Here is a 23,396-nt window from a genome sequence, read left to right as displayed (position 1 = left end):
TCCTTCCGTGCACGTGCTCTGGGGAGGGTTCCCCGAAAACCGCTGTCGCCCCGTGTGAGGGCCGGTGCGAGGGGCATTCGGCCGAGATGAGTCACAAGCCCTCCACACCGTCCGATCGCAGGACCCGGGTCACCGTGCTGGTGGCGCTGGCCGCGAACCTCGTGATCGCCGTGGCCAAGGCCGTGGGCGGGCTGATCGCGGGATCCCCCGCGCTGCTCTCGGAGGCCGCGCACTCCGTGGCCGACAGCCTGAACGAGGTCTTCCTCCTCGCCGCCCTGCGCCGCAGCCGACGCCCCGCCGACAGCAGGCACCCGTTCGGCTACGGAAAGGAACGCTTCTTCTGGTCCCTGCTCGCCGCCGTCGGGATCTTCGTGATGGGCGGCTGCTTCTCCTTCTACCAGGGCTTCGACGCCCTCAGCAGCGGGAGCACGGAGACCCACGACGGCTATGTGGTCGGACTGATCGTCCTCGTCGTCGCCCTGTTCGCCGAGGGCGCGTCCCTGCTACGGGCCCTCCACCAGGTGCACGAACAGGGCGGCCTCGCCGCCGGAGCCCGGGACCCCGCCCTGCGTACCGTCGTCGCCGAGGACGGCACCGCCGTGCTCGGAGTGACTCTCGCGATCGCCGGAATGGCCCTGCACATGGTCACCGGCCGGATCGTCTGGGAGGCGTCGGCGTCGCTCGCCATCGGGGCCCTGCTCGTCTACGTGGCGTACCGGCTGGGCCGTGACGCACGCGACCAGCTGATCGGCCAGGCCGCGGACGTGGAGTCGAGCCGCCGTATCCGCGCACTGCTGGACGCCCAGCCCGAGATCGACTCGGTGGAGTCCCTGCTGACCATGCAGCTCGGCCCCGACTCGGCCCTCGTCGCCGCCCGGGTCGACCTGGTCCCCGGCCTGGACAGTGAGGAGGTCGAACTGGTCGCCGAGCGCATCAAGCGGTCCGTCGCCCACACGGTCCCGGAGGCCGACCAGATCTTCCTCGACGTGACGGACGCCGCCATCGCGCGCCGCGCCGCACGGGCCGAGCACGTGGGCTCCAGCACCGGTGCACACGTCGGCGGCCCCGCCACGACGGGGGAGCGCGGCGGGGCCTGAGCGTCGGGTGCCCGGCGGTCCGGGAATCATGCCAACTTTTTTCGAACGAGTTCCGGGAGCCGCCGCGGAGCCCCTGCCGGGCCCAGGACGACGGGCCGTACCGGGACGGCGCCCCGGTACGGCCCTGGGTCATGTGCCCGCGCCGCTCACTTCCCGGCGGCCGGCTCCAGCACGAAGACAGGAATGTCGCGGTCGGTCTTCTTCTGGTAGTCGGCGTACGCCGGATACGCCGCGACCGCCCGCTCCCACCATCGGGCCTTCTCCTCGCCGGTCACTTCCCGTGCCGTCATGTCCTGGCGCGTCCCGCCGTCCTGGAGTTCCACGCGGGGGTCGGCGACGACGTTGTGGTACCAGACGGGGTGCTTGGGAGCGCCGCCCAGCGAGGCGACGGCGGCGTAGGTGCCGTCGTGCTCCACGCGCATGAGCGGTGTCTTGCGGATCTTCCCGCTCTTGGCACCCAGGGTGGTCAGCACGATCACGGGCAACCCCGTGTCCATCAGCGTCGTTCCCTCGGTTCCGTTCGAGCTCTCGTACAACTCGACCTGGTCGCGTACCCACTGGGTGGGGCTGGGCTCGTACTCACCCTTGAGAGGCATGACATCCATCCCATCGATCGTCGTTCGTGTGACTCGTGCCGACTTCCGATTGAACACGGGGACCCCAGGGATTTCATCCCTCGCGCGCACGCCGCGGTCCGTCACGACGGCGCCACCAGCATGCGTACGGCCAGTGCCAGGATCACGGCGCTGGACACCAGCGCCGTCACCAGCCGCCCCCGCCGACCGGTCAGCACCCGGCCCAGCAGCGCGCCGCCGCCCGCGAGCAGCAGCTGCCAGCCGGCCGACGCGGCGAAGGCGGCGAGGACGAACACCCCCTGTTCCACGGGGTCGGCGGCGGCACCGGCACTGCTGCCGAGGACCAGCGCCGTGAAGTACACGACGGTGGTGGGGTTCAGCATCGTGATGCCCAGGAGCGCCAGGTACGCGCGGCCGGGGCCCACCGGCGTCCGGTCGGAGCGGGTGGCGAGCCGCTGCTCGCGGTATCGGCGGAATGCCGTGACTCCACCTCGTACGGCGAGCGCGACGAGTACGAGTGCCGAGGTCCGGCTCAGCGGGACCAGTACGGGCTGGAGGGCGGTGGCGAGTGCGGAGCCGCCGAGCGCGGCGACCAGGGCGTAGAGCCCGTCGGCAGTCGCCACGCCGAGCGCGGCGCACACGCCGATCCGCAGGGACGTACGGGCGGTGAGGGAGACGAGATAGGTCGCGACCGCTCCCACGGGGATGGCGATGCCAAAGCCCGCGAGGAGCCCCGCGACGAGCGCGGCGGTCACGACCGTGGAGGTGAGAGCCTCCGCGGTCGGCCGGACTGCTGCTGGACCCGCACCGGACGAGCGGTGGCGAAGGTCGGCGGCAGAAGGGCTTCGGTCGTGGTCATGGCCAGATGGTGGCGTCGGGGCAGTCGCCGGGGCAACTCATTTGTCGCGCACGGGAACGTGCCACGGACCGGGGAGGGGAAGGGCTCAGCCCGACGGGACGTCGGTCAATGGCCGACGGTCCCGCCGTACGCCTCCACCAGCGTCCGAGCCGCCCGCCCGGCCTGCTCGGCGGGCTTCGAGCCGCTCCGCTCGATCCCGGCGGTGACCATGGCCCCCTCCGCCAGTAGACAGACCTGCTCGGCCAGGTCCGGGGGCAGCCCGGCGTCGCGCACGAGGCCGGCCAGGTAGTCCTTGAAAGCCCGCTTGTGGGCGCGGACCTGGGCGGTGACCCGTTCCGACGTCGCGCCGAGCTCCCCGTACGAGTTGATCCAGGCGCAGCCCCGGAAGTCGGGCTCGCGGAACCACTCGCCGAGCCAGTCGAAGACCGCGAGGACGCGCAGCCCGGGATCCGCGTGCCCGGCCACATGGTCGGCCAGCCGCTGCCGCCAGCGGACGTCGCGCCGCTCCAGGTAGGCCACGACCAGTTGCTCCTTGGCGGGAAACAGCTGGTAGAGCCGCTTGAGGGAGACCCCCGACGCGCCGCGGATGTCGTCCATGCCGACGGTCTGGATGCCCCGCCCGTAGAACAGGGTTTCCGCCGCGTCCAGTGCCTGTTCCCTGGCGACCGCGCTGTCCATGTACCGGCCCACTCCTTGACGTCTTGACGGGAGAACCGTCGTTCTCTACGTTAGCAGCCGTAGCGGAGAACGCACGTTCTCCCGCTCGTCGCACCGCCATTGAGCCGCAACTCCCTTGAGACGCCACTTACTTGAGCCGCACCGCCATCGAGAGGAAGCCGTCATGACCGACCGCCCGCCCCTGCCGCCCTTCACCCGTGAGACCGCGGCCCAGAAGGTCCAGGCGGCCGAGGACGCCTGGAACACCCGCGATCCCCACAAGGTCTCGCTCGCCTACTCGCGGGACTCGGTCTGGCGCAACCGCGACACCTTCGTCACCGGCCGCACCCAGATCGTGGAACTGCTCACCGACAAATGGGAGCGCGAACAGGAGTACGCCCTGCGCAAGGACCTCTGGGCCTTCGACGGCAACCGCATCGCCGTCCGCTTCCAGTACGAGTGCCGCGACACCGACGGCCAGTGGTGGCGCTCCTACGGCAACGAGCTGTGGGAGTTCGACGAGCACGGCCTGATGACCCGGCGCGAGGCCGGCATCAACGACGTACCGATCGAGGAGAAGGAACGCAGGATCCACGGACCGCGTCCGGACGCGGAGCGAGGGGATTCGTTCCCCGTTCAGTAGGGTTCCCGGGTGACTGAACAGGCCCGGAAGCCCTTCCTGTACGTCGTCGTCTGCGCCGCCGGAGTCGCCGAGGGGGTCGATGAGTTGATCACCCTGGCGCAGGAGCGGAACTGGGAGGTCGGGGTCATCGCGACCCCGATCGCGACGGGCTTCTTCGACACCGCGGCGGTCGAGTCGCGGACCGGCAGACCGATCCGGTCCGCCTGGCGTTCTCCCGGCGACCCGCGCCCGTTCCCCGACCCGGACGCCGTCACCGTGGCGCCCGCGACCTTCAACACCATCAACAAATGGGCGGCCGGGATCTCCGACACCCTCGCCCTGGGCACGCTCTGCGAGGCGTACGGGATGGGAGTGCCCATCTCCGTACTCCCCTGTGTGAGCCAGGCGTTGACGGCCCACCCCGCGTACCAGGACAGTCTGAAGCGACTGCGCGGGATGGGCGTCCGGTTCGGCGAACACGCCTTCGGCGGCCCGGTGGACCGGGAGTTCCGCTGGGAACAGGCCCTGGACCTCCTGGAGCGGTGACCCGGTCCGGTCGGGTCAGGGCCCGGTGTCAGTGCCCCAGTTCCTCCCTCAACTCCGGCTGCAGCAGCTCCCGATGAGCCCGTACGAGGTCGTCGCACAGGTCCCAGATCCGCTCGACCGGAAGGGCCGCCGCCGTCGCGGGGTCGGCCATCGCGGCATGGCGGATGTGCCGCGGGTCGCCGTCCGTGGCCGCGCGGACGACCAGGTCGGTGACGGAGACGTACGAGCTGTTGAGCGCCGCGCACTGCGGGGGCAGTGACCCGACCCTGGTCGGCTGGACGCCCAACGCGTCGGCGAGGCACGGCACTTCGACCACGGAGTCGGCGGGCAGGTTGTCGATGAGCCCGCGGTTCGGGACGTTCCCGTAGATCGTGCGCGGGGTCCCGGTGACGACACTGTGGATCACCTGGGGCGCGTACTCCATCGTGCCCTCGACGGGCAGCGGAGTGTCCGCGAGCAGGGCCCGGCGGGTGCGCTCGTAGTCGGCGGTGTTCTCCTCGATGATTCCCAAGTACGCGCCCACCGGCAGCCGGAGACGTTCGATCTCGGTGTCGTGGTGCAGATACCAGGGGACGTACTCGGCCGAGTGCTCGCTCGTCTCGGTGGGGTAGTGGCCCAGCCTGCGGTACATGTCGACCCGTACGCGGCGCAGGAGCCCCGGGTCCTTGGCGATCGCGGCGTCGAGGAGCGGGTGGAGGTCGCGGCCGTCGCGCTCGAAGCGCAGCACCCAGGCCTGGTGGTTCACGCCGGCGGCCAGATAGGAGACGTCCTCGAAGGGGACGCCCACCAGGTCCGAGAGGTCGTGCATCGTCCAGTACACCGAGTGGCACAGACCGGTGACGCGCAGGGCCGGTGCGATCCGCGAAAGGTACAGGACGTTCATCGCCATCGGGTTGGTGTAGTTCAACAGCTGGGCGTCCGGGCAGAGTTCGGCCATGTCCTCGGCGAGGCCGCGCAGCACCGGGAAGGTGCGCAGGGCGCGGAAGATGCCGCCGACACCGAGCGTGTCGCCGATGGTCTGGCGCACTCCGTAGCGGGCCGGGACGTCGAAGTCCGTGCGGGTGGCCTCGTTCATGCCGACCTGGACGGTGTTGACGACGAAGTCGGCGCCTTCGAGGGCCGCGCGCCGGTCGAGGTGCGCGGTGATCGTCGGTTTGGCGCCGCGCTCGTCCGCGATGTGGCGGGCGGCTCCCTCCGCGGTGGCCAGCCGTTCCTCGTCGATGTCGTGCAGGGCGATCCGGGCGTGCCCCAGCTCGGGGAAGGCGAACAGGTCGGCCAGCAGCCCCTGCGTGAACACCACGCTGCCTGCTCCCACGAAGGCGATCTTTACGTCAGTCATGTGCGGCTCTCCAGGTCGGTGTGGGCGTAGGCCTCGTGCCACGTCGGCTGCGCCGCCGTACCGCCGTGGCCGCGGGTCGAGAGCGAACCGCACGCGGCGGCGAGCGTGAGCGATGAGTACAGGTCAAGACCGCGCAGGGTCGCCGTGACGAAACCGGCGTCGAAGCTGTCGCCGGCGCCCACGGTGTCGATCGGCTCGACCGGCACGGCCGGTACGCGTCTGACCCGTTCTCCGTCATGGGCGAGGGCGCCCTCGGAGCCGTCCTTGACTACGACCAGCGGGACGACTCCCGCCAACGCGGCCGCCGCCGACCCCAGTTGGGACTCGCCGGTGAGCGCGCGGGCCTCGGCGGCGTTCGGCAGCAGGATGTCGGTGAACTCCAGTACGGCGTCGAGCGGTTCGCGGTCCCACCTGCCGTCGGGATCGTCGTTGGTGTCGAGCGAGGTGCTCGCCCCGTGGGACCTCGCCCGGGCGAACACGGCTGCCAGGGACCGTGCCAGACGGGGCATCAGGAAGAAGGACGCCGCGTGCACGTGCCGGGCATCGGACAGCAGCGCCTCGGGCACGTCCCGCGCACTCGTCGCCGTCAGACAGCCGGGCGAGGTGAGGATGGCCCGGTCACCGTCCTTGTCGTTGAGCACCACCGTTAAGGGCGTGGGCAGTTGAGGGTCGGTGGTCAGGTGAGTGACGTCCACGCCGCGGTCGGTGAGCGCTCCACGGACGAACGCGCCCGCCGGATCGGCCCCCACACGCCCGGCGAAGGCCACCCGCAGCCCCAGCCGTGCCGCGCCGCACGCCATGATCGCCGCAGAGCCGCCGAGGACCAGCCCGCCCCGCTCGACGAGTTGTTCACGCTGGCCGAAGGCCATCGCGCGGGACACCGGACCCACCACGACATCGGGATTGACGTCCCCGATCACCAGGAGGTCGAAGGAACGGGACAAGGCGGCTACCCCTTCAGTCCGCTGGACGTGAGCGACTGGACGAACGTCTTCTGTGCCAGCAGGAACGCCACCAGCACCGGCAGCACCGTGATGACGTTGCCCGCCATCACCGCGGACCACCGTGCGTGGTGCTGCCCCTGGAAGGTGGTCAGGCCCAGCTGGAGCGTGTACTGCGTGTCGTGGTTGATCGCGATCAGCGGCCAGGACAGGTCGTTCCACGTGGTCAGGAACGTCAGCACCGCGACCGTCGCGAGGGCCGGCCGGGCCAGCGGCATGACGATCGAGAAGAGCACGCGCAGCCGCGAACACCCGTCGATCCAGGCGGCCTCCTCGATCTCCCTCGGCAGCGTCAGGAAGAACTGCCGGAACAGGAACACGGCGAAGGGCGTCACCAGCGACGGCACGATCAGCGCGCCCAGCGTGTCGATCAGACCGAGCCACTTCATCACCAGGAAGGTCGGGATCATCGTCAGCTGGAACGGGACGACCATGGTCGCCAGCATCAGCCCGAGCAGCACCCGCGACCCCGCGAACCGCATCCGCGCGAACGCGTAGCCGCCGAGCGATCCGAGCAGCAGATTCGACACCACGGCGACCGACGCGACGATCAGCGAGTTCGCGAACCAGCGCGGGAACATCGCGTTGCCCAGCACATACCGGTAGCCGCCCAGATCGATGCCGTCGGGCCACAGCGACGGCGGAAACCGGTTGATCTCCGCGTTCGTCATCACCGAACTCAGCAGCAGCCACACCAGCGGCAGCGCGAACGCCAGCGCCAGCGGGGCGAGCAGCAGATGCCAGAGGCTCACTCTGCGCGGAACCCTGCGCGAACTCGCCCCGCGTGCGCTCCACTTGAGCGCACTCATCGACCGGGTGCTCATCGGAGGGCTCCTTCCGCGACGCGCCCCTGCCGGCGCCGGGTGACACGCAGTGCCACCCCGGCGACCAGCAGGGCCAGCGCGAGGACGTACGCGGCCGCGGCCCCGTATCCGGCCGTGAACATCTGGAACGCCTGCTGCCAGACGAAGTACACGATCACGGTGGTCGAGCCGAGCGGGCCGCCCTTCGTGGTCACGTACACGAGGTCGAAGACCTGGAGCGCGGTGATCAGCTGCCACAGCAGCAGGAAGACCGTCACCGGGGTGAGCGCCGGGAGGGTGATGTGCCGCAGTACGCGCCACCGGCCGGCCCCGTCGATGCGGGCGGCCTCGACGAGTTCGCGCGGTACGTCCTGCAGCGCGGCGAGATAGACGACCACGCAGAAGCCGACACCGCTCCACAGCGAGATCAGGACCAGCAGATGGATGGCCTGGTCGGGGTCGGTCAGGAAGCCCTGCGGCGAGATGCCGAACTTGTGCAGCAGCGAGTTGGCCGCGCCGAACTCCGGATCGAGGATGAAGGAGAACAGCACGCCCTGCGCCGCCGCGGACACCACGAACGGGATGAAGAGCAGGGTCCGGTAGAGGCCGATGAAACGGATACGCCGGTTCAGGGCGAGCGCGAGCGCCAGCCCGCCGAGCAGGCTCAGCGGCACGAACAACGCCGAGTACAGCAGCGTATTGCCCACCGCCGTATGGAAGTTGGGGTCCTGGGCCAGCGCCCGGTAGTTGTCGAGGCCCACCCAGCGGCCCGGCGTGACCAGGTCGTCGGCGCGGAACGACAGCAGCAGCGACCAGATCACCGGGACGATGCCCAGGCCCAGGATGACGAGAACCGACGGGGCGATGAACGCCCAGGCGGTGATCTTCTCCCGCCGGGCACGCCGCCGAGCACCGCGCCGTGCGGCGGCCGGTGCCCGCGGCTGGGACTGTGGCGCGAGGGTGATGGCGCGGGGCAGTGATGTCATGCGGCCTTCCTCCCTTGGTACAGCGCGGGATCAGCACAGGTCGAGCGAGGGATCCGTGAGGGGTCTGGATGCGGCGAGTTCAGCGCGGGATGAGCAGTGCCGCGTCGGCCTTGTCGGCACACCGGCGCAGCGCCTTGGCGGGGGAGTCCCGGCCGAGCAGGACGGAGACGATCGCCTCGCCGAGCGCCTGGGAGATCTGCGGATACGCGGCATGGACGGGCCGGACCCGGGCGGAGTCCAGCGTGTCGGTGAACACCCTGAGCCCCGTGGTCTGTCGGGAGTGCTCGCGCCACTGCGGGCGCCGCTCCGTCGCGGAACCGAGTGGCAGACTCCCGGCCCGGATGTCCCACCGGGCGTCCTGCTCCGGCCGCATCATCCACTGGACGAACTCCACGGCTGCCCGCGAGCGCGCCGAGCCGTTGTCGAAGACGGTCCAGGTGTCGGGGCCGGAGATCGTCACAGGCCGCCCGCTGTAGGACGGCAACGGTACGACGTCGTAGTCCACCTCGGCGTCCAGGATGTCCGGCAGCTGCCAGGGCCCGGTCGCCACCATCGCCATCCGGCCGCCCAGGAACACCTGGTACATCTGCTCGCCGCCGGGCTTCGGGTCGACGTACACGCTCTTGTCCGCGACGAGTCGCCGCAGGGTGTCGAGCGCCCGGACGCCCTGGCCGGCGAAGCCGATGCTCCTGCCGTCGGCGGCGACGACGTCACCGCCAAGGTCCCAGATCATCGGCCACAGCCGCCAGACCGTGTCCTCGTCACCCGTGCCGGGCCAGCCCGTTCCGAAGACGCCCCGGCCGGAGTCGGTCAACTTCCTTGCCGTGTCGGCGAATTCGTCCCAGGTCCAGCCCGCTTCGGGGAAGGGGACACCGGCCTGCCGGAACAGTTTCCTGTTGTAGACGACGGCCAGCGAGTCGAGCAGGGCGGGGGCGGCCCGTACCTTGCCGTTGACGGTGACCGCCTCGCGCACCGGCGCCCAGAAGCCGTTCCAGGCCGTGGGGCCGCCGCGCATCGCGTCGGTCAGGTCGACGACCCGGGGGCTGCGGGCGATGCTGGCGAGGTCGGAGCCGAAGACGTACGCGATGTCCGGATAGGAGCCGGCGGCCAGTGCGGCCGTCACCTTCTGCAGCATCGCGTCGGAGATGACCCCGCCGCCACCGGCGTCCACCCGGATCCCCGGATGCGTCCGGTTGAACTCCGTGACCAGCGCCTGTATCGCCTCCTTCGCCGTGTCGACCTGGCCGTGCCACAGCTCCACGGTCACCTTCCCGTCGGCGCCCACGCCGTCGGACGCGCCTTGCGAACAGGCGCCCAGCAGCGGCGCGGCGGCGACAGCGGCAGCCCCTTTGAACAGGCCGCGGCGCTCAACAGGGCACAACACACCTCGGGTTCGAGCCATCGGGAGCCTCCGTCAGCGGGTCTTGCGGACGTAGTCGGCGCTGTCGGGGGTCGACACCAGCACATCCCGGCGCACGATGCTCAGCCGGTCGCCGAAGCCCGAACGGGCCTTCCTGAAACCTTTGTCGGTGTACTCGATGACGACGACCCGGTCGTCGAACGCCTCGGCGTACTCACCGCACTCGTCGTACTCGCCACACTCCTCCGCCACCGCGAAGTCGAGCCCCGTACCGCCGCGTTGACCCGCCAGCTCCACGGTGTTCTTCTGCCCGATGGCCAGGCCCCGGGAGTGCGCGTGGTCCGAGAGCAGCCTGACGAAGGCGGTGGCGTCGGCCGCGCTCAGCAGACCGCGGGAGCGGGTGAAGCTGTCGAGGTTGTCCGGCTCGACGGCGTCGTAGCCCTTGTCCGCGCAGCCGTCGATCCACTCGTTGATCCTGGCCGCGACGCGCTCGCGCTTGGCGGGCGTGCCGATGTCGAGCAGGGCCTCGTCCCAGTCGCCGTCCACGACGACCTTGCCCTTCTTGTCGCGCAGCAGCAGATCGGCGGGCCAGTCGTCCTGCTCGTCCGGCTGGGCCTGGAACGCGTTGACATAACAGATGTTGTAGACACCGCGGGCGGGTTCGGCCTTGCGGTCGCGGGCGACGACACGGACGCCGGCGGGCGGCGGATAGGCGCCGCCGATCTGGTAGTCGAAGCCCGCGTGCACGGGGGGCAGTCGAAGGGCCTTCGAGCTCGGCCTCGTGGACTTCTCCGGGCCCTTGTCGTCCGGATCCGACGTACAGGAGGCCAGTGCCGCGAGGACGATCAGGGCGGCGGCCGCCCTGAACACTCCCACGCGGGCGCCACGCTTGACGGACATGTCCGCTCCATCAATCGCGAGTACGTCCCCGCCTCGGACCCCGTGACGGTCCTGGCGACTTTGGCCGGACTGAGAACCTTGTCCGATACCGGCTGGGCGTACCTCTGCGTGCCGGGCTGCGCGCCTCGGCACGCTCTGGATCAAACCGTGCGGACTCCGCCGCGTCAAGCCGCGGCGGGTGCTGGGCCCGGCCCGGGGTTCTCCTCGGAACTCCGAGACAAGGGCGGCGGCTCCACGCCATGGTGCCGTGCCGGGAGTGCCGGGCTACCGTTTCGTGAGGCCGACGCCAGTGCCTGTACGAGACCGTGACGGACGCAAGGAGAGCCGTGAGCACCCCGCACAAGCCGCTCGTGATCCTTCAGGCCGAGCCGCACCCCAAGGAACGTATCTTCACCCCGGACGCGCTGGCCCGGCTCGGCGACCGCTTCACCGTCGTGGAACCGGACTCCGAGGAAGCCTTCGACAAGGCACTGCCCGACGCGTTCGCCGTTGTCGGCCAGCCCGACCTGCCGGCCGAACGCCTCGCCCGGGCAGGGGAGTTGAGGGCCCTGCTCAACGTCGAGGGCAACTTCTTCCCGAACGTCGACTACGACGGGTGCTTCCGGCGCGGCATCCACGTCCTGGGCTGCGGACCGGCCTACGCCCAGGCCGTCGCCGAGTACGCCCTCGGGCTCGCGCTGGACCTCGCGCGCGGCATCAGCCGCGAGGACCGCGCCTTCCGCGCCGGACGCGAACGGTACGTGTCCGACGGCAACACCGATGCCGTACTGCTGCGCGGCGCGGACGTCGGCCTGATCGGATTCGGGAACCTCGGCCGCAGCCTCCACCCGCTCCTGGCACCCTTCCGCCCCACCCTCCGCGTCTACGACCCCTGGCTGCCGGCCGCCGTCCTGCGCGAGCAGGGACTTGTCCCGGCCGGCCTCGACGAGACCCTGACCCGCAGCCGGTTCGTCTTCGTCCTCGCGACCGTCACGGACGACAGCCGCCATCTGCTCGGCGAGCGTGAGCTGGGGCTGCTGCCCGACGGCGCCAGGCTCGTACTGGTGAGCCGGGCACCCGTCGTGGACTTCCCCGCGCTGCTCGCACGGGTCGCCGAGGGCAGGCTGCTCGCGGGCATCGACGTCTGGCCCGACGAACCCGTCGCCGCCGACGACCCGTCCCGCGAACTGGAGGGACTGGTCCTCTCCGCGCATCGCGCGGGCGGCATTCCGGAGGCCTTCCTGACCATCGGCGACATGGTCGTCGACGACCTGACCCTGCTGGCCGACGGGCTGCCGCCCGCCCGGATGCAGACCGCGGCGCGTGAACTCGTCGGCCGCTACCGCAACCGCCCCGTCACCTGAAGGCCCGGCCACGCTGTGCTTTCCCGGAGGCCGCCCGCCCCCGGGAGAGCAGACCGGCCGACGTGCCGCAACCGCCCCCGTGAGGAGCATTTTCAGTGAACATCCCCTGCGAGGGCCTCCTGTTCGACAACGACGGCGTGCTGGTCGACTCCGACCTCGGCGTCGACCAGGCATGGAGCCAGTGGGCCCGCGCCCGCGGTCTCGCCGCCGACCGGGTCACCGCGATGGTGCACGGCCGGCGCTCCGCCGACACCGTCGCGCTGCTCGTGCCCGACCCCGGGGAACGGCCCGCCGCCCTCGCCGAGATCGACCGCCTGGAGATCGAGGCGGCGGCCACCACAACCGCACTGCCCGGCGCACTCGACCTGCTGACGAGCCTGCCGCAGGGCAGCTGGGCCGTGGTGACCTCCGGCGTGAACGCGCTCGCCCGGGCCCGAATCGCCGCCGCGGGCCTGCCCCTGCCTCCCGTGCTCATCACCGCGGACGACGTCAGCCACGGCAAACCCGCCCCCGACGGCTATCTTGCGGCCGCCGGGAAGCTGGGCACGGACCCGGCACGCACGGTCGTCTTCGAGGACAGCGCGGCCGGTGCCACGGCGGGCGCGGCGGCCGGGGCGTACGTCATCGGCGTCGGGCCGCGCGGTCTGGACACCGACGCCCCCGTCGTCGTACGGGATCTGCGCGGGCTGACCTGGCACGACGGCGTACTCGACCTGGGCGCCGCGGAGTTGCTGCGCTCCTGACCAGGCGGGATTCCGACGGACTCAGTGCGGGCCCGCCGGTTCGAACTCCGTGCCGCACGGGCCCGCGCCCTCGCTCTCCCGCAGTGGCACCGGGTCCCCGCTCATCGTCAGAGTGGGGTAGAACCGGCCGATGCGCTCGGCGGAGCGGCCGACGTAGTGGCCGATGTACGAGCGGCGGAAGCGGTCGGCGCTGCGGTTGGGCTGGGAGCCGTGCACCAGGCTGCCGTTGAAGAACAGGACGTCCCCCGGCTCCATGTCGACCGGAACGGGGGCCAGTCCGGGCGGCGGCGGGACGTACTCACGGGCGAACGACAGCCCCTCGTCGGCCTCTTCGGGGCAGAACACGTCCATCCGGTGGGTGCCCGGGACCACTTCGAGGCCGCCGTTCTCCCGGTCGATCACATCGCAGGCGACCCAGGCGGCCACACAGGTGCCCGGCTCCACCCGCAGATAGAAGTTGTCCTGGTGCAGGGCCTGGCCGCGGGCGCCCGGCGGCTTGAAGTAGAACATGCTCTGCGCGGCCAACACCTCCTCGCCCAGCAGCAGTTCGAGGATGTCCCGCAGCCGGGGTTCGAGCAGGTGGCGCAGCGCCAGGTCGTTGATGCGGTGCGGGTTCATGACCCGGGGGTGGACGCGCAGCGGGTCCGCGGTGCCGGTGGTCTCGGTCGCACGGGGTTCGAAGTGTCCGGGGACCGGTCCGCGGGCGTGCAGCGTGGCGAACTCGGCGCACAGCGCGTCGATCTCGGCCGGGGTGAACAGCCCGCGCGCCACGGTGAAGCCGTCCTCCTCGAAGCGCCGCACGATGTCCCCGCCCCCGCCCCCGCCCGCGCCCGCGCCCCCGCTCGGGTCCGTGTTCGTGCCCCTGTCCGTGACTGTCATGCGACCGTCCCTTCGCGTCGGTGTCCTGCATGCCTCACGCTAGGCAGTAGCGCCTTCCTGGAGGATGCCTGTGCGTGCTGACCAGTTGCCCGAGCCTGCTGTCCCGTCCCCGCCGCCCGGCCTGGTGACGGTCGGCCGCTTCGACCAGCGCCCCGGCTACAGCGTCAGCAGGCCGGGCGGCGCCGACAGCTGGCTCTTCGTCTGGACCACCGGCGGTGCGGGCCGACTCGCCCAGGGCGCCGCGGAGACGAGGGCAGGCGCGGGAGACCTCGTCGTCCTCGGCCCGGACGTGCCCCACCACTACGCCGTCGCACCGGGCGCGAGGCACTGGGCCTTCTGGTGGGTGCACTGCCAGGCGCGGCCGGCCTGGACGGAGTGGCTGCGGCCGTACGCGCTCGGGGACCGGCTGTACGCCGTCACACCGGTCCCGGACGGCGTGCGCGCCCGACTGGAGCCGGCGTTCCGGCGGATGCTCGCGGACGCCCGGTGGACCGGGGCCGGGGCTCCACCCGAGCGAGAGCCGGAGACGGAGTCCGAGGGAAAGCCCGAGGCAGAGCTTGATGGGGAGTCCGAGGACGGCCGGGTCGCCGTGGCCCACGGAACCGCCGCCCGCGAGCTCACCCTCTGCTCCCTGGAGTCCGTCGTCCTGCTCGCCACCACCACGGCACGCGGGGAACCCGACCGGTCCGGCCTCGACGTACGGATCCGGCAGGCCGAGGCGCTCATCGCGGCCGACCCGGGCGCCCCGCACACCGTGGAGTCGCTGGCCGCGGGGGTCTCGCTCTCGCCCTCCCGCTTCGCGCACCTCTTCACCCAGCAGCTGGGCCTGTCCCCGATGCGGGCACTCCTTGCCGCCCGGCTGCTGCACTCCGCCCGGCTGCTGGAGGCCACCGACCTGCCGGTGGAACGGGTCGCCGCGGCCTCCGGCTTCAGCAGCCCGTTCCACTTCAACCGCGTCTTCCGGCAGCGCTACGGAGCCCCGCCCGGCGCGTACCGGGCCGGGCTCCGACGCTGACGAGTGCCGCTGCCTATTCGCGCGGCGGGCAGCGCTCGGCGGCGAAGGCCGCCAGCCAGGCCAACGGGGCGTTCCAGTTGACCGTCACCTCGTTGGTGGAGTACGAGCCGATGTCGTCGATGTAGCAGGCCGCGGGGGAGCAGCCGGCCAGGTGCTCCTGTGCCACCGGGTCCTGCAGACCGCTGTTGGGGCCGCCCGCGAGGGAGCCCGCCGGCGGGTTCGGCAGCGAGGCGTCGTACTGGTTCGCCCAGAACCGGTGGTGCTGGTTGCGGGCGTACGTGTCGCCGTAACCGGTGACGTAGGAGAGATCGAGGGCGTTGCGGCCCAAGAGGTAGTCCATTGACTCCAACACCCCGGCGCGGTAACGCTGTTGACCGGTGAGCGCGTAGGCGGTGGCCATCACGATCGCGTTGTTGGTGACCTGGCTGTTGGAACCCCACACGTACCCGTTCGCGGGGATGGGCACCGCGTAGCCCTGGCCCGCCATCATGGCGAGGTGTCCGTCGGCCGCGGCCGTCACGGACGCGCGCACCCGCCTGATGTCGGAGGCGGGCAGCCCGGTCGGCACGGTCGCCAGGGTCAGCCGGCCGAGCGCCGCGGTGTCGGCCCAGTTGAAGCCGGTCGGTGTGAGCGCGCCGGACGAGGTGTGCCAGGGCGAGGAGGTGACCGCGTCCCGGTAGGCACGCTCGCCGGTCGCCGCGTACAGCTCGGTCGCCGCCCAGTAGAAGTCGTCGGTGACCTGGGTGTCGTTGTAGGGGCCGCCGCCCGTGCTGTCCGACTCCGGGGCGTAGATCGCGGGGTTGGCCTTCGCCGCGGTCCACGCCGTGCGGGCCACGCTCAGACACCGCTTGGCGTACGTGGAGTCGTACGGCTTGAATACCCGCGCGCACTGGGCCGCTGTGGCGGCGAGGTTGAGCGTGGCCGCGGTGGACGGGCGGTGCAACTCGCGCGGCTGGGCGTCGAGTTCGGGACGGGTCGGGATGCCCGTCCAGGCCGCGTCGTGGATCTTGTGGAAGGCCATACCGGCGTACTGCCTGCCGTTCGGCACCTGCATCCGCATCAGGAATTCGAGCTCCCAGCGGGCCTCGTCCAGCACGTCCGGGACGCCGTTGCCGCGCTCGGGTATCCGCAGGGTCGAGTCGCCGAGCGCGGACGCGTTGCCCGCGCGCTTGGCCCGCGCGAAGGAGTCGACGAGCGTCCAGGCGGAGATCCCGCCGTTGACGACGTACTTGCCGTGGTCGCCGGCGTCGTACCAGCCGCCCCGCACGTCCTGGGTGTAGTCGCACACCCCGGCCTGACAGGGCACGTTCGTGTCGCCCTGGTTCGGGGCGACTCCGATGTGCGCGGCCGGGCGCGCGTAGGCGGGACCCACCAGCGAGGCCTCGATCGGCGTGCCGCTGCGCTGGTGGTAGAAGAACGCCATCGCGTCCGAGCGCAGGCTGTCGTAGAGGTCCGCGCGGATGTCGAAGGGAGCGCTGTTCTGCCCGTCGACCACCAGGACGAACCCCGAGCCCGCCTTCCGGTACGCGGAGAAGTCCGCGGTGTGGGTCGCCTCGCCCGAGGCTGTGTCCGTGCCGTGCACGACGGTCCGGCCGGAGGCGGTCACGGCGCCCGACGCGTCGCGCAACTGCCAGGTCAGGGGCTGGGTGGCCGGGGTCACCACCGTGGCCCGCTTGGGGCCGTCCGGCAGGTAGCCCGCCTGGTTGACGCGCACCGGCGTCGTCGCGGCGGCGGCCGGATCCGCGGCGGTCGGCGATGCGGCCGACGGTGACCCGGCGGACGACAGCCCGGTCGCGCCGGGTGCGAGGGCCGTGCCGCCGGAGAGCAGGGCCGCCGTCAGCAGGGCGGCCGTCGTGCGTTTTCTCGCACGGCGTCCTGTGGGGCGGCGGTGCACGTGCGGGAACGTGAGCATGGAGCCCCTCCCGGTGCCTGGACTGGGTCCACGGATGCCGTCCCACGGGGACGGCAGGACGATGGGAGCGCTCCCAAAACGGAGCATTGCATGGCCATGTCACAGCGTCAATGCTCCGCGCACGACCTGGCCGGGGCACGACGGCCGACCTGGTCGAGGTGGGCGGAAGGCGCGCGTCATCAGCCTCCGAACACGCGCAACGAGAGCCAGAGGGCCACCACGGCCGGGATCAGGGTGGCGGGCACGGTGATCAGACCGAGCCGCGTGAACTCGCCGAGATCGACGTCGTGTTCGTGCTGGTGCACGATGCGCCGCCACAGCAGCGTGGCCAGCGACCCGGCGTAGGTGAGGTTGGGGCCGATGTTCACCCCGAGCAGTACGGCGAGGACCGGGCCGGGGCCCGCCACGGCCGCGAGGGGCAGCAGCACCAGGACCGCGGGCAGGTTGTTGATGAGGTTCGCCAGGACGGCGGCGAGGGCCGCGGTGCCGAGCAGCGCCAACAGGCTCGACGAATCGGGGACCAGGTGGCCGAGCACGTCCGCGAGGCCGTTGTCGACCACGGCACGCACCACGATCCCGAGTGCCAGGACGAAGGCGAGGAAGGCCGGCGAGGTGGCGCGCAGGACGGCGAGCGGTGTGGTGTGCCCGCGGATCAGCGCCCGGCCGGCCAGGACGAGTGCCCCGGCCAGTGCCGCCCAGGCAGGTTCGACACCGAGCGCGGACGCCACGGCGAAGCCCGCGAGCGTACAGGCGACCGTGACCAGCGCGAACACGGGCAGTTCGACGGGCTCGACCGTGGTCGGCCCCGGGGCGTGGCCCTTGAGGTCGTTGTCGCTCTTGAGGTCGTCGGCGAAGAAGCGCCGGAAGACCAGGTACTCGGCCGCGATGGCGACCGCCCACGCGGGACCCATCAGCACGGCGAACCGGGTGAAGCTCAGGCCGCTGGCCGCGAACGCCAGCAGGTTGGTGAGGTTGGAGACCGGCAGCAGCAGCGAGGCCGTGTTCGACAGATGGGCGGTGGCGTACACATGGGGCTTCGGGCGGGCGCCGAGCCGGGCCACGGTCGCGAACACCACCGGGGTGAGCAGGACGACGGTGGCGTCCAGGCTCAGTACGGCCGTGATCACCGAGGCGAGAAGGAAGTTGGCGGCCAGCAGTCGTTGCGGCCGCCCCTTGGACGTACGGGCCAGCCAGGCACCGCAGGCCTGGAACAGCCCCTCGTCGTCGCAGAGTTTGGCGAGCACGAGCACTGCCGCCAGGAAGCCCACGACGGGCCCGAGCAGCTCGGCCTCCGCGCGTGCGTGATCGACCGGGATCGCGCCGGCGGCGATCACCACGCCGGCGGCCGGGACCGCCACGGTGGCCTCCGGCAGGCCGAAGGGGCGGATCACGGCACAGGCCAGTACCGCCACGAGGAGAGCGGCGGAAAGGGCTGTGGCGAGTGTGGAACTCAGGGTTCGTCCTTCGGGAGTGATTGTCGGTTTCGTTGAATCGAATCAGACGGCATGTTGCGGAGGCGAACCGGGGCGTGTCGAGGACCTGCCGTCAAGCTCCTTCTCTCCGTTCTTGGGTTGCATATTCCAACGAATTACCGGCTGCGGCCCCCTTCTCCACTGATGCCAAATCGGTACTTACTTCGGGTAACTTGAGAGTGAGACATTCCGAATCGCTTTGCTTCGGGCTTCTGTTGACGCTTTGTCTCCGCAAAGGTGCTGTGCGGAATGGGGGATTGAGAGCGTTCTCTTGTTCCGGGGCGGTGTGTTGTGCAAAGGTGCACCCGTAAGCGTGCAGGAAAAATTCCGTACCCCTTGGTATGGACTATTTCTGCGGGGGCAATGGAGGAAAGTGCACGTGAGCGACGCGACTCCGTCGAATTCACCTACAACCGGAAGCCTGTTCGATGCGACGGACGAACGGCTCGCGGCAGACCTGAAGCAGGGCTCGGGCAGGACACCCGCCCAGTATCCCTCGGGGGAACTGCTCTCCCGGCACTGGGTGCCGGTCTTCTCGTACGCGCGACTGTGCACGAGCGGTGCGCAGTACGCCGGAATGCTCACCACCGCAGCATTCACCCGGCTCTTCGGGGAGTCGGTGCGGCACACCGGCCCCAAGGCCGCATGGCGGCCACAACTGCTGGTGACCGTGCGCCGAATAGCGGGCGAATGGGACGCGGACAAACGCCGGGAGCTGCTCCATCCCGAGTTGCGGTCCGACCCGAACGACAAGGACGGGGCCGCGGACCGGCTTCTCCCGCCGGAGAACCGGCGGCTCGTGTCCCGCGCGTTCCATCGGCTGCCGGAGGCCGCCCGCTGCGTGCTGTGGCATGCGGAGGTGGAGGCCGAGGACCTCGCCGTACCGGCCCGCCTGCTCGGAATCACCGTCGAGGACGCTTCCGTCGCGCTGGACCGGGCGCGGGAACTGCTGCGCCAGACCTGCCTGGAGAACCATCGCGAACTAGCCCCGGACGAGGAGTGCCGCCGCTACAGCCGGCTGCTCGACGTCTCGCTCCGGCTCGGCGGCAGGATCTGCCCCGATCTGCAGGCGCACATGGCCGGCTGCCCGCACTGCCAGTCCTCGGCCGGCCAGCTGGACCAGTCGGGCGGCCGGCTGGCCGGCCTCCTGGCCGAAGGGGTGCTCGGGTGGGCGGCCCAGCAGTATCTCGACTCCAGGCCGGGACGCCGGGTCCGGGCCGAGGAGGCGCCGGCGGGTCCCGTGGTGTCGGTGGCTCCGGGCATGGCCCCTCATCCGGGTGTGGGCTCCTACCCGCCGGCCGCGGGATCACAGCCGGGCACCGGGCCCGGTACCGCTCCGGGGCCGGTGCCTCAGCAGGGTGCCGGACATCCCTCGGAGGCCGACTTCTTCTCGGACAACGATTCCGTCTGGGGCCCCAGTCCTCAGCGGGCCGCTGATCCCTCGGGCACGGGCTCACACCCGGGTCTCGCCCCTCATCCGGCAGCAGGCGCCCACCCGGCTGCCTACCCGAGCGCCGATCCCGGTCCGGGGACCGGGTCCTACCCGGCTGTGAGCGGTCACGCGAGTGCGGACGGCGCCCCGGGCGCCGGCTCCCACCGGGCCGCCGGTCGTCGGCCGGGCGCCGCCTTCCACGGCGCGGGTCCGCGCCATGCCGTACGGCTTCCCCCGCATGCGGACAGCCGCCCGGGCGAGCCCGGCAGGCGCTCCCCGCGCCGACGCAACCTGGCCCTGGCCATCCTCGCCGTGAGCGGCTGCGTACTCGTGCCGCTGGCCCTGTGGTCCGGTGGCGACAACACGGGGCAGACCTCCTCCTCGGATGCCGGAACGGCGTCGCAGGAACCCGACCCCAGGCCGACCAGGGTCGGCACCGGCGGCACGGAGACCGGCACCCTGAGCGGGCGGCTCCGCAACGTCGCGAGCGACGACTGCGTCGGGATCGCCGACGGCAAGGCCGCCACGGGCGTGGAGGCCGTCGTCTCCACCTGCAGCTCCTCGGAGCGACAGCAGTGGGCGTACGAGAGCGACGGCCTGCTGCGCAGCCTCGCCGACAAGGACCTGTGCCTCGACTCCCGGCTCCCTTCCTCCGTCCGGCTGGGTCCGTGCGACGGCGACAAGGACGAGGTGGCCGTCCGCTACGACCTCACCCTTGAGGGAAACCTGGTGCCCCTGGGGCGCCCGAAGCTCGCGCTGGCGCCCGTCTCGGGGGACGAGGAGACGGGCCTGGTCCTCAAGACCCGTAACGAGGGCAAGGCCCAGCGCTGGGAGATCGACACCTCGGTGGACTCGCTCCAGATGGAGTGGATCACGTCGTACACGAACAGCGACACGGCCCAGCCGACGCGCACCCCGAGCTCGGAGCCCACCCGCACACCGCCCCCGCCGCCGAAGCCCACGCCTTCCCAGACGCCCCCGCCCCAGCCGCCTCCGCCCCCGGCGCCCGAACCCGCACCGAGCTGGGTGTGCTACGGCTACTACTGCTACGACGGCGCGTCCGGCGGCGGTTATGGAGGCGGCGGCGGTTACGGCGGCGGCTATGGAGGTGGCTACGGCTATGGCGGTTATGGCGGCTACGGTTACGGCGGCTATGGGGGAGGCGCCTACGGCGGCCGGTGAGCCGACGGTTCGTCAGGCACCCCGGGGCTTCGGGCGCGTCACTCCTCCTCGCCGAGTGTCAGCTCCGCCCAGATCGTCTTGCCCTCGGGGGTGTGGCGGCTGCCCCAGCGCTGGGTGAGCTGGGCGACCAGGAGCAGCCCGCGCCCGCCCTCGTCGAAGATCTTGGCGCGACGCAGATGCGGCGCGGTGTGGCTGGAGTCCGACACCTCGACGATCAGCGTGGTGGCGTCGTGGATCAGCCGCAGCCGGATCGGACGCTCGCCGTACCGGATGGCGTTGGTGACGAGTTCGCTGACCACCAGCTCGGTCGTGAACGCCGCCTCGCTCAGGTCCCATGTCGCCAGCTGCTGGACGGCCTGCTTGCGGATCGGGGCGACGAGGGCGGGATCGGCCGGGATGTCCCAGGTCGCCACCTGCGAGGTCGGCAGCCCCTTCGTGCGGGCGAGCAGCAGCGCCACGTCGTCGGAGGCGCCGGTCGGCGGGAGCAGCGATTGGAGGATGTCGTGGCAGGTCTCGTCCAGGGAGCCCGAACCGTGCGCCAGCGCCCGGCTCAGCGCCGCGCGGCTCTCGTCCGGGTCACGGTCGCGGCTCTCGACCAGACCGTCGGTGTAGAGGGCGAGCACGGTGCCCTCGGGCAGCCGGAGCTCGACCGACTCGAACGGCAGCCCGCCCAGGCCCAGCGGAGGCCCCGGCGGTACGTCGATCTCCTCGGGCGAGCCGTTCGGCCGCAGCATCAGCGGTGGCGGGTGGCCGGCCCGGGCGAGGGTGCAGACGCGGGTGACCGGGTCGTACACGGCGTACAGACAGGTGGCCCCCACCTCGCCGGTCGTTCCCTCGCCGCCCGCCTCCGAGGAGAGCCGCACTACCAGGTCGTCGAGGTGGGTCAGCAGTTCGTCCGGTGCCAGGTCGATGTCGGCGAGGGTGCGCACGGCGGTCCGTAGCCGCCCCATCGTGGCGGAGGCCTGGACCCCGTGGCCGACGACGTCTCCGACGACCATGGCGACGCGCATTCCCGACAGCGGGATCACGTCGAACCAGTCGCCGCCGACCCCGGCCCGGGCCGCGGGCAGATAGCGCGAGGCCGCCTCGACGGCGGCCGTCCGAGGGAGCGAACGGGGCAGCAGACTGCGCTGCAGGGCGATCGCGGTCTCGCGCTCGCGGGAGAAACGCCGGGCGTTGTCGATGCAGACGGCCGCCCTGGCCGTGACCTCCTCGGCCAGCAGGACGTCGTCGGCCGTGAAGGCGTCGGGGCGCCGGAACCGGGTGAAGACGGCGACGCCCAGCGTCGCACCACGGGCCTGGATCGGAACGGACATCGTCGTGTGGATGCCGAGTTCCCTGACGCGCTCGCCGCGCGCCGGATCCCAGGCGAGCCAGTCCGCCAGTGTGCTCATGGGATCCGTGGCCACGATGGGCCGGCCGGCCACCAGGGAGTCGGCCTGGGGCGATTGGGCCGGGTAGACATCGATCTGGCCCAGCTTGGTCACGGCCTCCGGATTGCCGGGGTTCACCGACCGGTGGGCGGCGCGGCGCAGGCTCACGGGAGCGGAGATCGGCCCGGTGTACGGCTCGCCGCCGTGTTCCGGCGGGTCCACGAGGTCGATGCTGACGAAGTCGGCGAGCGCGGGCACGCAGACATCGGCCAGCTCCTGGGCCGTACGGGTGACGTCGAGGGTGGAGCCGATGCGGATGCTCGCCTCGTTCACGATCTGGAGGCGCTCCCGGGCGCGGTACTGGTCGGTGAAGTCGTGGGCGGACAGACAGACGCCGACCACCCGGCCCTCGGCGTCGGTCAGCGGCGCCATCCGCGCCAGCCAGGCCAGCGCGCCGTCCACGTTGCCGGTGCCCAGGGTCTGTACGTCCTTGCGCTGCCCGGTCAGGAGCACCTGGAGCATGGATGCCTCGAGCTCCTCGTTCTGCGGTCTGCCGCCGATCTCGGTGATGCGCAGCCCGCGGATACGTTTCTCCGGGAGGCCCATCGTCTCGGCCATCACCGCGTTGACCCGCCGAAGCCGCAGGCGCTCGTCGAAGAGGGCGGTGGCGCAGGGTGACTGCTCCAGGAACATCGCGGAGAGGGAACCGGCCTCCGCCGGCGGCTCGCCGTTCTCCAGCGGGGTGACGACGAGCCAGTCGCTGCGGTCGCCGAGGTCGGGTCTGCGCCGGTGCGCGAGCAGCCACACGTTCAGGGTCCGGCCGTCCCGGTGGCGCAGCGCGAGTGTCTCGTTCCAGCGGCGGTCGGCCGACGGGGGGAGCGGGGCTCCGGCGTCCGGGGCCAGCAGGTTCGCGGCGGGCAGGCCCACGACTTCGGCCGGGTCGTGGCCCAGCAGGCGCCGGGCGCCCTCGTTCCACTCGACGAGAATGCCGTCGCGGTCGATGACGGCCCGCGCCGTGGCGGTCTCGTCGAACGGGTACCCCGGGCTGTCGTCCGAGGATTCGTTGTGGCTCCTCATCGCCGCCACTCCATTTGCGCACACCCACAGTCAACAAGCGCGTCACTTGTGTTCCACCCTAGTGCGTCGGGGTCCTCCGCACATGGCACACGGGCCCGCGCACCGGCCCGCTGCCGGGCCTCTCCGCCACCGTGGGATTCAGGCCGATGTGACGCCCGGGACAGGAAGCGCTTACCGGAGTCTTGACGGTCACACGTGTCGCACTGTCAGAATCTGTTTGATC

At 71.4% G+C, this 23,396-nt stretch carries 20 protein-coding genes; 7 read left to right on the top strand and 13 right to left on the bottom strand.

Annotated features, from left to right (window positions below; all coding sequences use genetic code 11):
* Positions 1-86: 86 nt before the first annotated feature.
* Complete coding sequence (locus tag ACH4YP_RS00370; RefSeq protein WP_398488670.1) at positions 87-1,097, top strand: cation diffusion facilitator family transporter; 1,011 nt, start codon at positions 87-89, stop codon at positions 1,095-1,097.
* Between the two features lie 146 nt (positions 1,098-1,243).
* On the opposite strand, the gene ACH4YP_RS00365 is transcribed toward ACH4YP_RS00370, so the two are convergent.
* The 3 genes from ACH4YP_RS00365 to ACH4YP_RS00355 all read right to left on the bottom strand — a co-directional run bounded on the left by ACH4YP_RS00365 (position 1,244) and on the right by ACH4YP_RS00355 (position 3,209).
* Positions 1,244-1,693 carry a nitroreductase family deazaflavin-dependent oxidoreductase gene (locus ACH4YP_RS00365; protein WP_398489423.1) on the bottom strand — a complete coding sequence of 150 codons (450 nt, stop codon included), beginning with the start codon at positions 1,691-1,693 and terminating at the stop codon, positions 1,244-1,246.
* Positions 1,694-1,794: 101 nt separating this feature from the next.
* Complete coding sequence (locus tag ACH4YP_RS00360) at positions 1,795-2,427, bottom strand: LysE family transporter (protein WP_398488668.1); 633 nt, start codon at positions 2,425-2,427, stop codon at positions 1,795-1,797.
* A gap of 209 nt (positions 2,428-2,636) precedes the next feature.
* Entirely contained in the window at positions 2,637-3,209 is a 573-nt protein-coding gene (locus ACH4YP_RS00355) for a TetR/AcrR family transcriptional regulator (protein WP_398488666.1), read from the bottom strand.
* Between the two features lie 163 nt (positions 3,210-3,372).
* Between ACH4YP_RS00355 and ACH4YP_RS00350 the strand changes: the two genes are divergently transcribed.
* Together ACH4YP_RS00350 and ACH4YP_RS00345 are read left to right on the top strand one after the other, a co-directional pair.
* A complete protein-coding gene (locus ACH4YP_RS00350) occupies positions 3,373-3,831 on the top strand; it encodes a DUF1348 family protein (RefSeq protein ID WP_398488664.1) in 459 nt (152 codons plus the stop codon).
* A 9-nt stretch (positions 3,832-3,840) separates the two neighbouring features.
* Complete coding sequence (locus tag ACH4YP_RS00345; RefSeq protein ID WP_398488662.1) at positions 3,841-4,356, top strand: flavoprotein; 516 nt, start codon at positions 3,841-3,843, stop codon at positions 4,354-4,356.
* Positions 4,357-4,384: 28 nt separating this feature from the next.
* On the opposite strand, the gene ACH4YP_RS00340 is transcribed toward ACH4YP_RS00345, so the two are convergent.
* From ACH4YP_RS00340 to ACH4YP_RS00315, 6 genes are all read right to left on the bottom strand, one after another.
* Complete coding sequence (locus tag ACH4YP_RS00340) at positions 4,385-5,695, bottom strand: alpha-glucosidase/alpha-galactosidase (protein WP_398488661.1); 1,311 nt, start codon at positions 5,693-5,695, stop codon at positions 4,385-4,387.
* Positions 5,692-6,639: a carbohydrate kinase family protein gene (locus ACH4YP_RS00335; protein WP_398488659.1), complete on the bottom strand. Its 948-nt coding sequence runs from the start codon at positions 6,637-6,639 to the stop codon at positions 5,692-5,694. The genes ACH4YP_RS00340 and ACH4YP_RS00335 overlap by 4 nt, the downstream gene beginning before the upstream one ends.
* A gap of 5 nt (positions 6,640-6,644) precedes the next feature.
* Positions 6,645-7,505 (bottom strand): carbohydrate ABC transporter permease, encoded by an 861-nt coding sequence (locus ACH4YP_RS00330; RefSeq protein WP_398489422.1) that lies wholly within the window; start codon positions 7,503-7,505, stop codon positions 6,645-6,647.
* An 11-nt stretch (positions 7,506-7,516) separates the two neighbouring features.
* Positions 7,517-8,485, bottom strand: coding sequence for a carbohydrate ABC transporter permease (locus ACH4YP_RS00325; protein WP_398488657.1), 969 nt, complete (start codon positions 8,483-8,485; stop codon positions 7,517-7,519).
* Between the two features lie 79 nt (positions 8,486-8,564).
* Positions 8,565-9,887: an ABC transporter substrate-binding protein gene (locus ACH4YP_RS00320; protein WP_398488656.1), complete on the bottom strand. Its 1,323-nt coding sequence runs from the start codon at positions 9,885-9,887 to the stop codon at positions 8,565-8,567.
* Positions 9,888-9,899: 12 nt separating this feature from the next.
* Positions 9,900-10,745, bottom strand: coding sequence for an endo alpha-1,4 polygalactosaminidase (locus ACH4YP_RS00315; protein WP_398488655.1), 846 nt, complete (start codon positions 10,743-10,745; stop codon positions 9,900-9,902).
* A gap of 326 nt (positions 10,746-11,071) precedes the next feature.
* On the opposite strand from ACH4YP_RS00315, the gene ACH4YP_RS00310 reads away from it, so the two are divergent.
* Both ACH4YP_RS00310 and ACH4YP_RS00305 read left to right on the top strand, forming a co-directional pair.
* The gene (locus tag ACH4YP_RS00310; RefSeq protein WP_398488653.1) at positions 11,072-12,088 is read left to right on the top strand and encodes an NAD(P)-dependent oxidoreductase; all 1,017 of its coding nucleotides are present in this window, start codon (positions 11,072-11,074) and stop codon (positions 12,086-12,088) included.
* A gap of 95 nt (positions 12,089-12,183) precedes the next feature.
* Entirely contained in the window at positions 12,184-12,831 is a 648-nt protein-coding gene (locus ACH4YP_RS00305; RefSeq protein WP_361067945.1) for an HAD-IA family hydrolase, read from the top strand.
* Between the two features lie 21 nt (positions 12,832-12,852).
* On the opposite strand, the gene ACH4YP_RS00300 is transcribed toward ACH4YP_RS00305, so the two are convergent.
* On the bottom strand, positions 12,853-13,710 hold the full coding sequence (locus ACH4YP_RS00300; protein WP_398488651.1) for a phytanoyl-CoA dioxygenase family protein: 858 nt from the start codon (positions 13,708-13,710) through the stop codon (positions 12,853-12,855).
* Between the two features lie 64 nt (positions 13,711-13,774).
* Between ACH4YP_RS00300 and ACH4YP_RS00295 the strand changes: the two genes are divergently transcribed.
* On the top strand, positions 13,775-14,725 hold the full coding sequence (locus tag ACH4YP_RS00295) for a helix-turn-helix domain-containing protein (RefSeq protein WP_398488650.1): 951 nt from the start codon (positions 13,775-13,777) through the stop codon (positions 14,723-14,725).
* Positions 14,726-14,738: 13 nt separating this feature from the next.
* Here the strand turns inward: ACH4YP_RS00295 and ACH4YP_RS00290 are convergent, their stop codons facing one another.
* The gene (locus ACH4YP_RS00290; protein ID WP_398488649.1) at positions 14,739-16,637 is read right to left on the bottom strand and encodes a glycoside hydrolase family 9 protein; all 1,899 of its coding nucleotides are present in this window, start codon (positions 16,635-16,637) and stop codon (positions 14,739-14,741) included.
* 179 nt (positions 16,638-16,816) lie between these two features.
* A complete protein-coding gene (locus ACH4YP_RS00285; RefSeq protein ID WP_398489421.1) occupies positions 16,817-18,091 on the bottom strand; it encodes an SLC13 family permease in 1,275 nt (424 codons plus the stop codon).
* A 397-nt stretch (positions 18,092-18,488) separates the two neighbouring features.
* Between ACH4YP_RS00285 and ACH4YP_RS00280 the strand changes: the two genes are divergently transcribed.
* Complete coding sequence (locus ACH4YP_RS00280; protein WP_398488648.1) at positions 18,489-20,723, top strand: ricin-type beta-trefoil lectin domain protein; 2,235 nt, start codon at positions 18,489-18,491, stop codon at positions 20,721-20,723.
* Between the two features lie 38 nt (positions 20,724-20,761).
* Here ACH4YP_RS00280 and ACH4YP_RS00275 read toward each other — a convergent pair whose 3' ends face one another.
* The gene (locus tag ACH4YP_RS00275) at positions 20,762-23,173 is read right to left on the bottom strand and encodes a SpoIIE family protein phosphatase (RefSeq protein WP_398488647.1); all 2,412 of its coding nucleotides are present in this window, start codon (positions 23,171-23,173) and stop codon (positions 20,762-20,764) included.
* Positions 23,174-23,396 lie beyond the last annotated feature (223 nt).

This window comes from Streptomyces sp. NPDC020747 (assembly GCF_044334695.1).
GTDB lineage: Bacteria > Actinomycetota > Actinomycetes > Streptomycetales > Streptomycetaceae > Streptomyces.
This window is presented reverse-complemented; position numbering and strand designations above follow the sequence as displayed.

Coding starts and splice junctions, on each gene's coding strand:
- ACH4YP_RS00315 (WP_398488655.1), bottom strand. CDS start 10,745: ATGTCCGTCAAGCGTGGCGCCCGCGTGGGAGTGTTCAGGGCGGCCGCC.
- ACH4YP_RS00350 (WP_398488664.1), top strand. CDS start 3,373: ATGACCGACCGCCCGCCCCTGCCGCCCTTCACCCGTGAGACCGCGGCC.
- ACH4YP_RS00275 (WP_398488647.1), bottom strand. CDS start 23,173: ATGAGGAGCCACAACGAATCCTCGGACGACAGCCCGGGGTACCCGTTC.
- ACH4YP_RS00320 (WP_398488656.1), bottom strand. CDS start 9,887: ATGGCTCGAACCCGAGGTGTGTTGTGCCCTGTTGAGCGCCGCGGCCTG.
- ACH4YP_RS00365 (WP_398489423.1), bottom strand. CDS start 1,693: ATGCCTCTCAAGGGTGAGTACGAGCCCAGCCCCACCCAGTGGGTACGC.
- ACH4YP_RS00325 (WP_398488657.1), bottom strand. CDS start 8,485: ATGACATCACTGCCCCGCGCCATCACCCTCGCGCCACAGTCCCAGCCG.
- ACH4YP_RS00370 (WP_398488670.1), top strand. CDS start 87: ATGAGTCACAAGCCCTCCACACCGTCCGATCGCAGGACCCGGGTCACC.
- ACH4YP_RS00290 (WP_398488649.1), bottom strand. CDS start 16,637: ATGCTCACGTTCCCGCACGTGCACCGCCGCCCCACAGGACGCCGTGCG.
- ACH4YP_RS00330 (WP_398489422.1), bottom strand. CDS start 7,505: ATGAGTGCGCTCAAGTGGAGCGCACGCGGGGCGAGTTCGCGCAGGGTT.
- ACH4YP_RS00295 (WP_398488650.1), top strand. CDS start 13,775: ATGCCTGTGCGTGCTGACCAGTTGCCCGAGCCTGCTGTCCCGTCCCCG.
- ACH4YP_RS00355 (WP_398488666.1), bottom strand. CDS start 3,209: ATGGACAGCGCGGTCGCCAGGGAACAGGCACTGGACGCGGCGGAAACC.
- ACH4YP_RS00340 (WP_398488661.1), bottom strand. CDS start 5,695: ATGACTGACGTAAAGATCGCCTTCGTGGGAGCAGGCAGCGTGGTGTTC.
- ACH4YP_RS00300 (WP_398488651.1), bottom strand. CDS start 13,710: ATGACAGTCACGGACAGGGGCACGAACACGGACCCGAGCGGGGGCGCG.